This is a genomic window from Planctomicrobium mucosum, assembly GCF_051466335.1.
Classification (GTDB): domain Bacteria; phylum Planctomycetota; class Planctomycetia; order Planctomycetales; family Planctomycetaceae; genus Planctomicrobium.
In genome coordinates this window covers 2,197,758-2,210,253 of record NZ_CP195793.1, presented here as the reverse complement: position 1 = coordinate 2,210,253, position 12,496 = coordinate 2,197,758, and the positions used below count along the sequence as shown (strand labels likewise).

14 protein-coding genes are annotated in these 12,496 nt (G+C 53.0%); 10 read left to right on the top strand and 4 right to left on the bottom strand.

Features of this window, described 5'->3' with window-relative positions:
• Positions 1-25 precede the first annotated feature (25 nt).
• Positions 26-478, top strand: a complete 453-nt coding sequence (locus SH668x_RS09005; protein ID WP_437188356.1) for a TadE/TadG family type IV pilus assembly protein — start codon at positions 26-28, stop codon at positions 476-478.
• A 151-nt stretch (positions 479-629) separates the two neighbouring features.
• On the opposite strand, the gene SH668x_RS09000 is transcribed toward SH668x_RS09005, so the two are convergent.
• On the bottom strand, positions 630-968 hold the full coding sequence (locus tag SH668x_RS09000) for a transposase (RefSeq protein WP_437188355.1): 339 nt from the start codon (positions 966-968) through the stop codon (positions 630-632).
• A gap of 543 nt (positions 969-1,511) precedes the next feature.
• Here SH668x_RS09000 and SH668x_RS08995 point away from each other — a divergent pair.
• Positions 1,512-2,447 carry a hypothetical protein gene (locus SH668x_RS08995; RefSeq protein WP_437188354.1) on the top strand — a complete coding sequence of 312 codons (936 nt, stop codon included), beginning with the start codon at positions 1,512-1,514 and terminating at the stop codon, positions 2,445-2,447.
• Here the strand turns inward: SH668x_RS08995 and SH668x_RS08990 are convergent.
• Positions 2,413-3,222 carry an IS5 family transposase gene (locus tag SH668x_RS08990; RefSeq protein WP_437185075.1) on the bottom strand — a complete coding sequence of 270 codons (810 nt, stop codon included), beginning with the start codon at positions 3,220-3,222 and terminating at the stop codon, positions 2,413-2,415. The two genes, SH668x_RS08995 and SH668x_RS08990, sit on opposite strands and share 35 nt — an antisense overlap.
• 1,016 nt (positions 3,223-4,238) lie before the next feature.
• Here SH668x_RS08990 and SH668x_RS08985 point away from each other — a divergent pair.
• The 3 genes from SH668x_RS08985 to SH668x_RS08975 all read left to right on the top strand — a co-directional run bounded on the left by SH668x_RS08985 (position 4,239) and on the right by SH668x_RS08975 (position 5,962).
• On the top strand, positions 4,239-4,700 hold the full coding sequence (locus tag SH668x_RS08985) for a hypothetical protein (protein WP_437188353.1): 462 nt from the start codon (positions 4,239-4,241) through the stop codon (positions 4,698-4,700).
• Between the two features lie 550 nt (positions 4,701-5,250).
• On the top strand, positions 5,251-5,610 hold the full coding sequence (locus SH668x_RS08980) for a hypothetical protein (RefSeq protein WP_437188352.1): 360 nt from the start codon (positions 5,251-5,253) through the stop codon (positions 5,608-5,610).
• Positions 5,611-5,674: 64 nt separating this feature from the next.
• Positions 5,675-5,962 carry a hypothetical protein gene (locus tag SH668x_RS08975; protein ID WP_437188351.1) on the top strand — a complete coding sequence of 96 codons (288 nt, stop codon included), beginning with the start codon at positions 5,675-5,677 and terminating at the stop codon, positions 5,960-5,962.
• A gap of 192 nt (positions 5,963-6,154) precedes the next feature.
• On the opposite strand, the gene SH668x_RS08970 is transcribed toward SH668x_RS08975, so the two are convergent.
• Positions 6,155-7,183, bottom strand: a complete 1,029-nt coding sequence (locus SH668x_RS08970; RefSeq protein ID WP_437188350.1) for a ferrochelatase — start codon at positions 7,181-7,183, stop codon at positions 6,155-6,157.
• Between the two features lie 90 nt (positions 7,184-7,273).
• Here SH668x_RS08970 and SH668x_RS08965 point away from each other — a divergent pair, with 90 nt between their 5' ends.
• The 3 genes from SH668x_RS08965 (at position 7,274) to hemW (ending at position 10,414) form a co-directional block, all read left to right on the top strand.
• Positions 7,274-8,362: a hypothetical protein gene (locus SH668x_RS08965; protein ID WP_437188349.1), complete on the top strand. Its 1,089-nt coding sequence runs from the start codon at positions 7,274-7,276 to the stop codon at positions 8,360-8,362.
• 46 nt (positions 8,363-8,408) lie between these two features.
• Entirely contained in the window at positions 8,409-9,203 is a 795-nt protein-coding gene (locus SH668x_RS08960) for an alpha/beta hydrolase (protein ID WP_437188348.1), read from the top strand.
• A gap of 68 nt (positions 9,204-9,271) precedes the next feature.
• Entirely contained in the window at positions 9,272-10,414 is a 1,143-nt protein-coding gene (gene hemW / locus SH668x_RS08955) for a radical SAM family heme chaperone HemW (RefSeq protein WP_437188347.1), read from the top strand.
• A gap of 90 nt (positions 10,415-10,504) precedes the next feature.
• Here the strand turns inward: hemW and SH668x_RS08950 are convergent, their stop codons facing one another.
• A complete protein-coding gene (locus SH668x_RS08950; protein ID WP_437188346.1) occupies positions 10,505-10,900 on the bottom strand; it encodes a hypothetical protein in 396 nt (131 codons plus the stop codon).
• 316 nt (positions 10,901-11,216) lie between these two features.
• Here SH668x_RS08950 and rpmF point away from each other — a divergent pair, with 316 nt between their 5' ends.
• Positions 11,217-11,396 carry a 50S ribosomal protein L32 gene (gene rpmF, locus SH668x_RS08945; RefSeq protein WP_437188345.1) on the top strand — a complete coding sequence of 60 codons (180 nt, stop codon included), beginning with the start codon at positions 11,217-11,219 and terminating at the stop codon, positions 11,394-11,396.
• 6 nt (positions 11,397-11,402) lie between these two features.
• Complete coding sequence (plsX, locus tag SH668x_RS08940) at positions 11,403-12,407, top strand: phosphate acyltransferase PlsX (RefSeq protein WP_437188344.1); 1,005 nt, start codon at positions 11,403-11,405, stop codon at positions 12,405-12,407.
• The last annotated feature ends 89 nt before the right edge of the window (positions 12,408-12,496 follow it).

Genomic DNA, 12,496 nt, shown 5'->3' with positions numbered 1-12,496 from the left:
GGGCCTTCTGCCGAGGGAATTCGCCATGAAAAGTCGGATTATGCGAACACCACCGTCTGATCGCTCTGGCGCTGTGGTGGTGGAAACTGCGATCGTCATGCCGATTTTTTTGATGATCGTCTTCGGAATGGTGGAATTCGGGCGCGCTATGTCTGTCGGACAACTCGCTACCAATGGAGCACGCTACGGCGCCCGTACCGCCATCCTCGACGGCTCGACCAATCAACAGGTGGTGAACGACGTAAAAAATTTATTGGTGAACACAGTACACGGGATTACAGCCAACGATGTGGCTGTCACTATTACTGTCATCCCCGCCGCTAACAATTCCAATCCGAGCAATCAGCTTTCAGTTGCCCGTCCACGCGACATCTGCAGGGTGAACGTGACGATCCCATACCATAAAGTGGCGTACTTCTCTCCGCGATTCCTCGCCAAGGCAAATCTGCGCGGCTCCTGCTCCATGGCTCATGAATAACCTTCGAGTGATTCTTTCACTTCGCTTCGGTTATCGGCAGCGAAGTAGACGCCCAGAGGTGTTCCTTCGGGATCGACGATGTCGATGACCTTGCAGCCTTTGCCACACTTGGTCTTCCCAACCTGGTCCCCCTTTTTTTAGCTCGGACGAACTAGGCATCCGCAGCCGCCTCCCTCCAATCGATCCCCTGCAGGTCTTCCAGTTCCATCAGGAGGGAATACCACAGTCCCTCAAAGATGCCCCAGCGAGTCCATTCATCGAAGCGGCGCCAGCAAGTGCTGGGTGAAGGGAAGCATTTTGGTAACTTTTCCCATGGGCAGCCTGTCAGAAGTACAAACAAAATCCCTTCCAGACAGGCCCGTTGTGAGTGCGGAGGACGTCCTCCCTTGGGCTGCGAGAGTGATTCAGGAATCAAGTGTTTGATGCGATCCCATTGTGTGTCCGAGAGATACGTATTATCAACGAGATCAATCTTCCGTGTGCAGGGCATGAGCGAAACTCCTTTCGCTCAATCTGGTACGCAACTCGCTTGCCAAACAGGGTGATGAAAGGCGCTCTAGATGAGCCCTTGAGTCTGAGCAGTTACAAAACCTAAGACCAACAAAAATTGCTCGCATAGTGAATGGAAGAACGCATCCATCCCACCAGCCGCATAGCCAGCTTCATGAGGTGAATCCATCGAATCAAGTCACCCTACCTGCAGCTGGAGTCCTGACGGCAGCCCCACTCCGAAGGCGTAACGCCTTGACCCAGGTCCAACTGGCGTCAATCCCGGTCACAATTGCATGTCAGCTCACTCGATACAGCCCGTCGTCTCACATTTTTGCAGCTTCAGAGTTTGCGCTTCGTCTTTGATATAGTAAGGGCTCCTCTCAAAAACATCCAGTTTAGGTACCATTTGATGACGAAATTGCTCCGAATCTCTATCGCCTTTTTTACTCTGTGTGTCCTCATTTTTCGGGTGGACGGACTGGTTGTGGCTAGTGATATCCCGAGTGCAGATGATTTAATTCGGAAAACAATCGATTCGCGAATGCGAATTCATTCTTATGATATCCAGCTGGAGTTCGATCCATCTAAAACAACTTTAGTTCCGGATATGCGGCTAAAGCGAGTTCGATTCGACGGCAAAAGGTATCGTGTGGATGAGCAGCGCCAATACGAAGAGTCAGGTCGATTCGATGGGCTGAAGGATGATGTTTATTGGGATCGCCACATTTTTGACACTGATCGATACATTCATTTTAATTCAATGCTGCTTCCCGGACCCGGCCAACTCGTTGCGCAGATTCGAACTGAACGTGAAGAGATTGACGATGAGTATGCTTACGCCCAGTCTCATCACGACTTAAGGTCGCTCGGCTTCGACTGCAGCGGAGCATTAACCCCGTCGAGTGTCGAGGAGATCATGCTTGGCCTTGCTTCAGAGGATCGATCAGTTGAAGTGGATGTGGTTGATGGAATCCCCTGCTTACACTTGAGGCTTCGACTCGTCACTGACGTCGACTTTTCGTACTGGATTGCTCCGAACTTAGGGTATTCGATTCTTAAGGTCAGGGGCACAGATGACGTGATCGGATTGAAGGACGAGACGTGCTACACGGTGAGCGAGTGGAGAAACGGATTATGGTTTCCGAAGTCCTTTGAATACACTCGTGATTATGGCGGGTCACACGTCGACGGGGAGTCCGCGACGATTGTTGTAAATTCATTGAACGAGACAATCCCAGACGACACCTATGAATTATCGAGCCTAGAAATACCAATTGGAAGGAGTGTACGGACAGTGCCCCATCCTGGCGGCCCGAAGCAAATCTGGGATGGTGAGAAGCCCGTCACAAAAGGCGAAAGGCCTGTTTCCACAGATCGAGGTCCAGAACAGCGATCGGTCTGGCTACTCTTGAACGCATTAGTGGCGTTTACACTAGAGCCTGTTATGAACTCTGGACGACGATCGGCGTGTATTTGAGCAGCAGTGCGACCATGGCCACCCAGTGCCATCCGGCCAAGACTTCTGCCAGTCGTTCGTAGTCACGTGCCAGCCTCCGTGATCGTCCTAGCCAGGCAAAGGTCCGCTCCACGACCCACCGACGTGGCAATAATACGAATCCTTTCTTGGCATAAGGGAGTTTCACGACGCGCAGTTCCACTCCCTGCTCAGCGGCAGCCTCTTCCGCGTTCTCGCCAGTATAACCTTGGTCCACATAGGCGACTTCAATGGCCTGATCAGTCGCCTCCTGCACAGCGACACATAAGTCGGAAACCTGGGCTCGCTCCTGTTCATTGGCTGGGGTCACTTTCAAGGCGAGAAGGTGCCCGAGCGTGTCAATGGCCACGTGAACCTTCGAGCCCTTCCGCCGTTTGCCGCCATCGTAACCGGCTCTGGCACCACTCTCGGGAGTGGATTGGATGACTCGCGCATCTAAGATCGTTGCTGAGGGGGGCTCATCGCGTCCCTGAGCCACGCGAGCCACTTCCCGCAGGTCATGAGCGATGTGCTCAAACACGCCAGCCTCCAGCCAACGGCGAGCCTGCTGATAGACCACGGGCCAAGGCGGGAACTCATGGGGCATGAACCGCCACTGCGCCCCGGTGCGTACCAGCCACCGCATGGCATTGAACACGGCTCGAAGGGAGTGAACCCGCTGCGGCGAGTCCTCTTTCACCAGCGCCAAATAGGGGGCTAAAAAGGCCCATTCGTCGTCCGTGACGTCACTGGGGTAAGGCATCCGGGGCTTGCTCATCCACGGAAACTACTTCAAAACCAACACTTAAGTCCATAACAGACTCTAGGCGCAATTTTGATTTTTCGGCATTTTCGTCGAAGGGCGGCGGCTGATTAAGCATTTTGCCGACTACGCGGCTGCTGATCAGCCTTCGCACTCTGAGATGCGAGGGTTCAATTTAGCAAGTTCCGACGGAATGCTTCACTCGTCGGGTCCTCTGGATTCGTTACCATGAACGCTGGCAGGTGGCATGTCTATTTAACTTTGTTCACGCTTTTGTCTGCACATGCGTGCTTGGTCTGGGTAGCTCAATCTCGATGCGGCATGGTTACTCAGGAACTTTCAGTGCTCTCGTCCGGCCTGTACGACTGGCAGACCGGCCGATTTGACCACTTTCGTGTCAACCCACCGCTGGTGCGATCGCTTATCGCGACTCCAGTCGCTCTTGCTGAGCCTCAGTACGACTGGTCTTCTCTCAGAGATCACCTCTGGATTCGAGACGAAGTGCAGGTCGGCCAAGATTTCATACGGGCAAATTTGCACCACTGGAGGGACTATCTCACACTATCCCGACTAGTTTGTTTGTCCATCTCGGTCGCGGCAGGGGTCATATTGTTTTGTCGCCAATTTAATTAGAGGTCCGAATGCTGGGATAGTCTGCGCGACGCTGTGGTCGTTTTCTCCGGCTACCATAGGATACGGGGGATTGGCGACTGGTGACATACAGGCAGTCGCGTTCGCCACAGTTACGATCTTGTCAATACGACGTTGGGAGGTGGACCGAAGTTGGCTACAAGTCAATTCAAAAATTGATTGAGAAGCTAGCAAATCTGGCCAGCACCATTAAGACGCGACTGAATGATCCGAGAACGCCAGAGGATTTTCCTTCTCCCAATTCTTCGAAGCCAGCTCAAAATTGTCCTGCCGTCATCCCGACGCCAGATGATCTATCGAAAAAACCGATAGCAAGGATGGGTAGTGGTCCTGTGAGTCCGCCCGTCTTCCCGACGCCGAGTGATCTGCCGAAAGGACAAATGCCTCCATTGAGTGACAATGGATTTGGGCTTCCGTATGGTACGCCGAGACCCCAAAATGCTCCCAGCACCACGCCGATTCCAAAGACGTTATCTACCGGGAAAGGTAAGCTGACAATTGATCCGAGTGGCACATACTCGGCAAGCGAGAAGGCGGCTGCACAGTATATGGCTGATTTGGGTCACGATGTCACCCTTCGGCCTCCAACCGGAACACGAGTTGGTGGGGGAACATCAGATTTGCTTGTTGATGGAATCCGCTACGACGTCTACACTCCAAAAACTAGTAACCCGAATCGAATTATCGGTGGGGCCGCAAAGAAGAATGACCAAGCAGAAGGCGTGGTGCTCGATCTATCAAACACATGCGTGACTCAGGCGCAGCTTGGAGATGTTTTGAAGCGGATTCGGGGTGCCGGAGCGACGAATATCAAGGTTGTTATCATCATCGGTGGAGATTGAAATGCCTTCAATTAAGTGCAAATGTGGTGAAATCCTTCGCTACGGTGAAATTCCAAACCCGATAGAGTGGCTTTTTATCAGCGATTCCGCATATGACGGTTTCTCAGATATGATCGATTCTGAGAGTCTCTATCAAGAGTTGCGAAGCTTTCTAGAGTGTCCGAACTGTAAGCGACTTTGGCTGTATTGGGATGGTTTTGAAAAAGACCCGACAGAATACGCTCGTCAAAAATGATTTTGGCCGCGTCCCCCGGGTGAGATGTCGCGATTTTCGGGTGCCATCTAACGCCGCCCATGAAGTTGATCTGGCGTTGAGTTTAGCGTAAGTCTGGTCTTGCCAGAAAGTTCGAGTCTCAAGTACGGATTGGGTTACCACACTCAGCCTGAAACAGGAGACTCGAACATGGCACGGACGCTAGTGACTGCAGCATACTCGCAGACAATCCCTAGGGCGATCGAATCGCTGATCCCTTCCCGCTTGTTTGTCGACATTGCTGTGCATGGAAATACCTGATGGACTCCAAGGCGTCTGTTACTGGCGGCGGCCCTAATGAGCTGGCAGGAAGAGAAGTTATTAACATCTGGGTTTGAAGCGGTGAGTGAGTTATTAGCAAGCATGCTCAATTCCTGTTTTATCTCTGGCAGGGTGGTATTGTTGAGGAATCATATTGCGTGCCATGCTCAAGTCGCGTCAGCAGTACGAGCATGCCGGGTGGAGCTGGAGAGTGAGATGTTTTCCGACAGCCTGAATTTTTCCCCGCACCGCAAGGCATGTCGTCGGTTCAATGAACCGGGACACGCACATGCCCTGACTTTTTCCTGTTTTCGTCGTCAGCCATTGCTGACAAAGGATCGTTCGCGCCAATGGCTGGTCGAGGCGATTGAAAAAGCACGGGAGCAACACAGGTGAGCATCATCAGAACGGCAGGCAGGTTTTGATTCCATTATGATCCGCCATATCGAACAGGATTTCCATGTCAGCGACCTCACAGTTTCGTTCGGACAATTCGTCCTGTTGCGTTCCGCTGGAGGGGTTGGAGAGGTTGATGCCGGTGCGAGATCTGACGCAGGCGATTGAGCTGGGAGAGCAGCGAGAGCTGTATTTGTGGACGCCTGTTCTGCGGGAGCGATGCATCCAGATGGCCCGGCGGCTGTCACGAACTCATGCTGGGAACCTGCTGCTCACCGGTCGCAAAGGGGTGGGGAAGACGGCCCTGATCTGGCAATTCGCGGAACTGGCTGCCAGCGGAAAGAGGGGATAACTGGGGAACGCTTTAAAGCCTGTCCATCCGGCTGAATCAACCTGATGAATCTTCAAACACGATGGGCCCGTTCACATCGACTCGGTCGTCGAATCGTTCACTTTCTCTCCGCCAGGCCGGCACGCCGCGACATTGCATGAACCTCAAATCATGATTCGCCTTTGTCGCCATGGCTTTGTGGACGCTGCGAGGTTATCGACGTTGTGGGGCTGGGCAACAGTTTTGCGGACAGACGTCCCAGTTCGCTTCGTACTCGCCGATCGCATCCCGGTCTGCGTCCGCAACCCGTTCTGCGATCAGTTTGCAAATCATCTCGACAAACTTGGGATGTACTCCCACAGTGCCCGCTCGTTGAAAGTTCAGGCCAATTTCTTCACAGAGGTCTTTGGCTTCGATATCAAGATCGAACAAAACTTCCATATGGTCAGAGATGAAGCCGATCGGAAGGACGACGACAGCAGAAGTCCCCTCCTCTTTCAGCTGCTTGAGATGATCGAGAACATCCGGTTCGAGCCAAGGATCCTCCGGGCGACCGCTTCGGCTCTGGTAAACAAGTTCCCAGCGATCGCGCGGCAATTCCAACGCGTCCGCCACCAACCGGCAACTTTCCCGCAGCTGCTTCTCATATGCAGAGCTATTTGCCATCGAGGTCGGGATACTATGAGCTGTAAAGGCGATTCGATAATTCGCCTGGTCGATCGCTGAAAGTTGCTGGATTGCCTGTTTGGCACGGTCGACGCTGGCTGCGATGAAATCGGGATGATTATAGAAGACTCGGATTTTATCGACTTGAGGAGCCGCAGAGCCGACTTGCTGGCAAGCGTCTTCGATGTTCTGACGATACTGCCGACAACTCGAATACGAGCTGTGCGCCGCCGTCACGAAAGCAAGCGCGTATTGGACGTCGTCATCCGCCATTCTCTGCAGGGTCTCAGGCAATAGCGGATGCCAATTGCGGTTTCCCCAGTAGATCGGCAGGTGAATTCCGAATTCGGGCAGCTTCTTTTGAACAGCGGCAATCAGGTCGCGATTCTGTTGATTGATCGGGCTCACTCCATCGAAATGATAGTAGTGCTCCGCCACGGCCAACATCCGCTCTCTCGGCACGTTGCGACCTCGTAGGACGTTTTCCAGAAAAGGAATGACATCTTCGCGACACTCAGGTCCACCGAAAGAAACAAAGAGGATGGCGTCGTAGTTGTTTTGAGTCACGGAGTTCACTTTGCCTTCAAGGTTGGCGTCAATCGCATCGTTCAATTATGGTCAAAGTCTCCGCTTCGTCCACACAACGCTCAGTTGGTTTCCAGTTTCATGTCGAGATTGTTTTTCGGGAATTTTGCCTTTGAGGATGGTATTGACCCGGGACGAAACGCGACCCGGCAGGTCATCCGACTCGAGGCAGAACTGGCCTGCATCTGGCTTGCCGTCGCTGATGATGGTGATTTGATTTTCACCCGATCGAAGCTTCCCGAGAGTTTCTGGGACGAGATGCAGAGATTCGGACTCCCGAAAGTCATCCCCGTCACAGCGGAGCAACTGCCGAATTTCCATCCAGATGAAATCGTTCCATGGGGCTGGACACCTCAGGTCCTTCGCCTTGCTAGTTCGTTACGTCTCCCGATCGTCGCCCCGGAACAGGATGTGATCTGGAACGCAAATTCGCGGAGAAGTGCGTTTCTTCACTGTCAGGCCAACAACCAGCTACTCCCCGGTGAGTCGATCGCAGCGACCACACAAGAAGCGCTGGCGGCCATCTCCAGAATTCTCGATTCTTCATCAGAATGGCTGGTGAAACCTGTTCAGGGACAGTCAGGTCGCGGCCATCTCCGTGGAAAAGATCTCCCGACGGAAAAAGAACTCTCCACCCTCCAGCGGCTCCTTGAACGACAGAAGTATCTCCATATCGAGCCGGTTCTGGAGGTTGAAATGGAGTTGGGGAGCCAGTGGGAGATTCCGCAACAGGGGGAGCCCAGAATCCTTGGGATTACACAATTGTTTAGTGATCCCCGTGGAGGGTACTCCGGCACCAAAGTTCCACCTGAAGCGAAATTTGAACCTTTTCGGCAACAGTTGATCCGGGAACAAGAGAACTTCGCTCGAGAATTGCAGAGATCCTTGTACTTTGGCCCAGTCGGGATTGATGCGATGATCTTCAAATCGCAAAATGGTTTGATATTGAGATCAATTCAGGATGTCAATGCGCGGTGGACGATGGGGCGAATTGCGTGGGAGTGGTCCCAGCGTCTGCAACGATTGAATCCGACAAAGAGTCCGGGAGGAACCTGGCTTCACGCACACGATCAACCCAGGGCGGATGCGATTCCGCTTTCCCCGAAGCTGATCGATCAAATTGAAGTCCGACGAAGAACCTGGTGGGCCCCTTCTCTGGAATGGTCTTAACACCCTGAAATAAGCGTTCACAAGTCGCTAGCGTTCAAGGTCGAAAATGAATGACTTCGAGCGATCCCTGATTTCCGAAGACCGTCGCCGCCGCGGACTGGTCATCATTCTACCGGGAATTGAGGGTTACAGCTGTTGGAATCGCAATCTTCTGCGAGGGTTTGCGAGCGCCGATGTGCCGTATTCCATCGAAATCTTCGACTGGACCTGCGGTTGGCGTCGCCTCTTCTACAATCTTCAATCAGACCCGTTGCACTGCGAAAAATCGATTGCGATCGCAGAGAAAATTGTCGCCTATCGCAGGCAATATCCGGCTGCCCCCGTCTATCTCGTCGGCCATTCTGGAGGGGGTGGAATGACGCTGAAATCGCTCGAGAGGCTCCCGAACGATCAAAAGATCACCGGAGCCATCCTGCTGGGAGTCGCAGTATCACCCGAATACGACTATCGCCCAGCTCTGTCTCACATTGAAAAGAAACTCTGGAACTTCACTTCGCTGGCAGACTGCGTGATCCTCGGTCTCTTCACTAAGCTCGCTGGGACGATCGATGAAAAGAAATCGATCTGTGCTGGGATGGTCGGATTTTCCAAACGTGAACTGACGGTGCCAGAAGCTGATCTCTTTTGCGAAATGCCTTACCGCAGCGAATACATGTTCAATGGAAACTTCGCTGGCCACTTCGGGTTTACTGCGAGAAGTTTCACGAAACATCGCCTCGCCCCGCTGATCCTGACGAATGAAGAACGCGTCACCGAAGTCTCCCCACTTCCGCTGTTGGACGCGTACCGGAAATGCATTCCAAATACCGGAAACCTGCAGCGGACTGCTGACGAGCACTGACTTGGTTCTGCTAGAATACGGCTTTTCCCTAGCGTATTTGCCACCGAGTGGAAGGAATTTGTGCGTTTGTGACAGGAGAACACAGGCTTCCGACGTCTGCTTACATTCACGTCCCCTTCTGCCTTCATCGATGCGGATACTGCGATTTCACGGTGATCGCAGGCCGGGACGATCTGATCGGGGAGTATCTGCATTGCCTGGAAATGGAACTCCAGTCACGCCTTGTCGAACCTCACCCAATGAAAACCGTTTTCATCGGTGGTGGCACGCCGAGCTACCTGAGCGCTGTTGAACTGCATCAGCTCTTTGAACTCCTGAAAAAGTGGCTTCCGCTGGACGGAGATGCGGATTTCACGATCGAATGTAACCCAGAACGATTCACTCTCGATCGCATGGCGGCAATGCGGGAAGGCGGAATTAATCGCGTCAGTCTGGGTGTTCAATCATTCTTTGCGGAACACCTGCAAACCCTGGAGAGAAGCCACACTGCTGAAACAGTGGAAACAGTCATCCGACAACTTCGGGAATTCGGGTTCGAAAACATCTCGCTGGATCTGATTTTCGGCGTTCCCGGTCAAACTCGAGACGAGTGGCAACGGACTTTGGAAGCTGCCATCACTCTGAGCCCGCAGCATATTTCGACGTACGGCTTGACGTATGAAAAAGGGACTGCGTTCTGGACCCGTAAAAGCAAAAATCTGCTACAGCCAGTCACAGAAGAGCTGGAACGCGAGATGTATGCCGATTCCATGAGTAGACTGCCGAACGCGGGATATCGGCAGTACGAACTCTCGAATTTCGCGATTCCCGGTTTTGAATCCCGGCACAACCAAGTGTACTGGCGAGCTGAACCCTATTTTGGAATTGGGCCGGGAGCTGCCTCTTTTCTTCAGGGGGTCCGCACGCTGAATCATCGGAGCGTGACGACGTGGCTGAAGCGGATTCGTTGCGGTGAATCGGCGATCCTCGAACGAGAAGAATTTGACGCGGAGTTGCGAGCCCGAGAAGCGGTGATGCTTGGTTTTCGCCAGTTGAACGGGATCGAGCAGTCTGCATTCGCCGCTCGCTACGGGGCCACGGTTCGAGAGCTTTCCCCCGAAGCTTACGACCACTTCCTGAAAATGAATTGGATCGAAGAGACCGCAACCCACGTTCGACTGACACGAGAAGGAAGCTTCGTCGCTGACAGCGTCATGGCAGAGTTTCTATAGAATCGCCCCACCAGTCTATCGCTGACAGAGGCTTCATCTCACCCGGATTCAAACAAAATCAGGGCCCCTGCCCCGAAGGCGCCTGAACGCTTATTTTGAAGCGTCACCTTTGTGTAGGGACTGTCGAGCCGGATCTGACCCAAAAGCCAGCAATCCCATCAGTCCGACACCGCGCTGCCGAGTTCTGACGATGAGATCCGGATTATTGAGTTCCGAATTCGCATCAACATCCTCTGGCAGATCGGGAAGGTGCGTGTGGCAGACGTGATGCATCGACACTAACCCAAGGAGCCCACCGCTACAGACAAATAAAGCGGTGAGTGTGCTTAAGAGAATCGTGCGAGTCGCGTCATTTTCGAGAGTGCTGCTGACTGTCAGGAACAACAATCCGCAAACCACTGTCATGAAAGCCCCCGCCTTGATGCGGGACAAAATCACATCTAATTCAGCTTTTGAATTCGTGGTACGTGAGGAGTTAATCTTCATGGACAATCTTTCCGTGGCCCACACAACATCCGTGAATTATCTCTTACCCAGCAATCCCAACGTCGACGGATCGCGAGAAAGAATTTAAGAATTCATTCATCAAAACAGGAATTTGGGTGAAGTATAGAAGAAACACCGAACCCAATGCGATGGGGATATTGCACAAAATATTCACCCACTTTTGAAAGAGTTGGCTGTCTCCTTGACATAACTTTGCTGACTGCCGTACGATCCGTGATCAATCAGAGCCACTGCGCAGAAGGATTGCGCTGGTCATGTTCGTTTTGCATTCAGAAATTGGAAGGGGCGCGGCACAATGGCTGTACCCAAGCGACGTCAGTCAAAATCTCGTTCACGCAAACGTAATAGCCACAACACCGTTAAGCCAATGAAGTTGCAGTACTGCCCACACTGTGGTACAGCAATCCCTTCGCACGTTGTTTGCCCAAATTGCGGCCACTACCAAGGTCGCCCTGTCGCTGCTACAGAGGAATAGCAATACATGCGGATCGCATTGGACGCGATGGGAGGGGATGCCGCTCCAGCTATCAATGTTGATGGCGCAATTCAGGCACTCAAAACGATCCCGGATCTCGAATTGGCATTGGTCGGCGATAAAGAAGTCCTCGACAAAATGCTGTTAGAGTCTGGGTATTCAGGCGAACGCTTGCAGATCATTGGGTCAGTCGGCTTTATCGGAATGGACGAGAAGCCGACTGAAGCATTGCGTAAAAAGCCTGATAACTCGATTTCCCGATGCTGGAAGATGATGGCTGCCCGAGAGGTAGACGCGATCGTCAGCGCTGGAAATACGGGTGGAGTGGTCGCAGCTGGACTCTGGACGCGGCTCTTCCTCAAAGGGGTGAAACGCCCCGGCATCGCTGTCGTCCTCCCCACCGCGAATGGCCAGACAGTTCTGATGGACGTCGGCGCCAATCCTGGTGCTCGTCCTGAACATCTCGCTCAATACGCTGTAATGGGATCCGTCTTTGCGAGAGAAGCTCTTGGCATCGCTTCACCTCGCGTTGGCCTGATGAACATCGGCAGCGAAGATGGCAAAGGGAACGACCTCGTCCGAGAAACCCATGAGCTGATTCTTCAGACATCACTCGGCCCGTCGTACATCGGCAACGTTGAAGGACGTGGCCTGTATCACGGCGAAGCGGACGTCATTATCTGCGAGGGCTTTGTGGGCAACGTTGTGCTCAAGGTCAGCGAAGGAATGGCGAGCATGATGATGAAGACGCTTGCCAAGTCAGTGATTGGGGCGCTCGACCAAGAAAAAGGTCTCGCGAAAGCTGCATTCGCTGAAGCGGGTCGGCTTTTCGAGTATAATGAAACCGGCGGAGCACCACTCCTGGGTGTCGACGGGATCTGCATGATCTGTCACGGCTCCAGCGACCCGAAGGCGATTGAAAATGCGATTCGCACTTCAATCAAACTTCACGACCGCAAGGTCAATGAGCAAATTACAGAACAACTGGGACTCACTCAGACCGTTTCCTAGTCGTTTTCAGACGCCCGCCTTTTTATTTCCTGCATGCCGCCAAACAAAAGCTGCGTGCAGAGGTAATCGAGTCTCGTCGATACGGGCGA

Coding starts and splice junctions, on each gene's coding strand:
- SH668x_RS08965 (WP_437188349.1), top strand. CDS start 7,274: ATGTCGAGATTGTTTTTCGGGAATTTTGCCTTTGAGGATGGTATTGAC.
- SH668x_RS08950 (WP_437188346.1), bottom strand. CDS start 10,900: ATGAAGATTAACTCCTCACGTACCACGAATTCAAAAGCTGAATTAGAT.
- plsX (WP_437188344.1), top strand. CDS start 11,403: ATGCGGATCGCATTGGACGCGATGGGAGGGGATGCCGCTCCAGCTATC.
- SH668x_RS08990 (WP_437185075.1), bottom strand. CDS start 3,222: ATGAGCAAGCCCCGGATGCCTTACCCCAGTGACGTCACGGACGACGAA.
- SH668x_RS09005 (WP_437188356.1), top strand. CDS start 26: ATGAAAAGTCGGATTATGCGAACACCACCGTCTGATCGCTCTGGCGCT.
- rpmF (WP_437188345.1), top strand. CDS start 11,217: ATGGCTGTACCCAAGCGACGTCAGTCAAAATCTCGTTCACGCAAACGT.
- SH668x_RS08960 (WP_437188348.1), top strand. CDS start 8,409: ATGAATGACTTCGAGCGATCCCTGATTTCCGAAGACCGTCGCCGCCGC.
- SH668x_RS09000 (WP_437188355.1), bottom strand. CDS start 968: ATGCCCTGCACACGGAAGATTGATCTCGTTGATAATACGTATCTCTCG.
- SH668x_RS08975 (WP_437188351.1), top strand. CDS start 5,675: ATGTCAGCGACCTCACAGTTTCGTTCGGACAATTCGTCCTGTTGCGTT.
- SH668x_RS08985 (WP_437188353.1), top strand. CDS start 4,239: ATGCCTCCATTGAGTGACAATGGATTTGGGCTTCCGTATGGTACGCCG.
- SH668x_RS08980 (WP_437188352.1), top strand. CDS start 5,251: ATGAGCTGGCAGGAAGAGAAGTTATTAACATCTGGGTTTGAAGCGGTG.
- SH668x_RS08995 (WP_437188354.1), top strand. CDS start 1,512: ATGCGAATTCATTCTTATGATATCCAGCTGGAGTTCGATCCATCTAAA.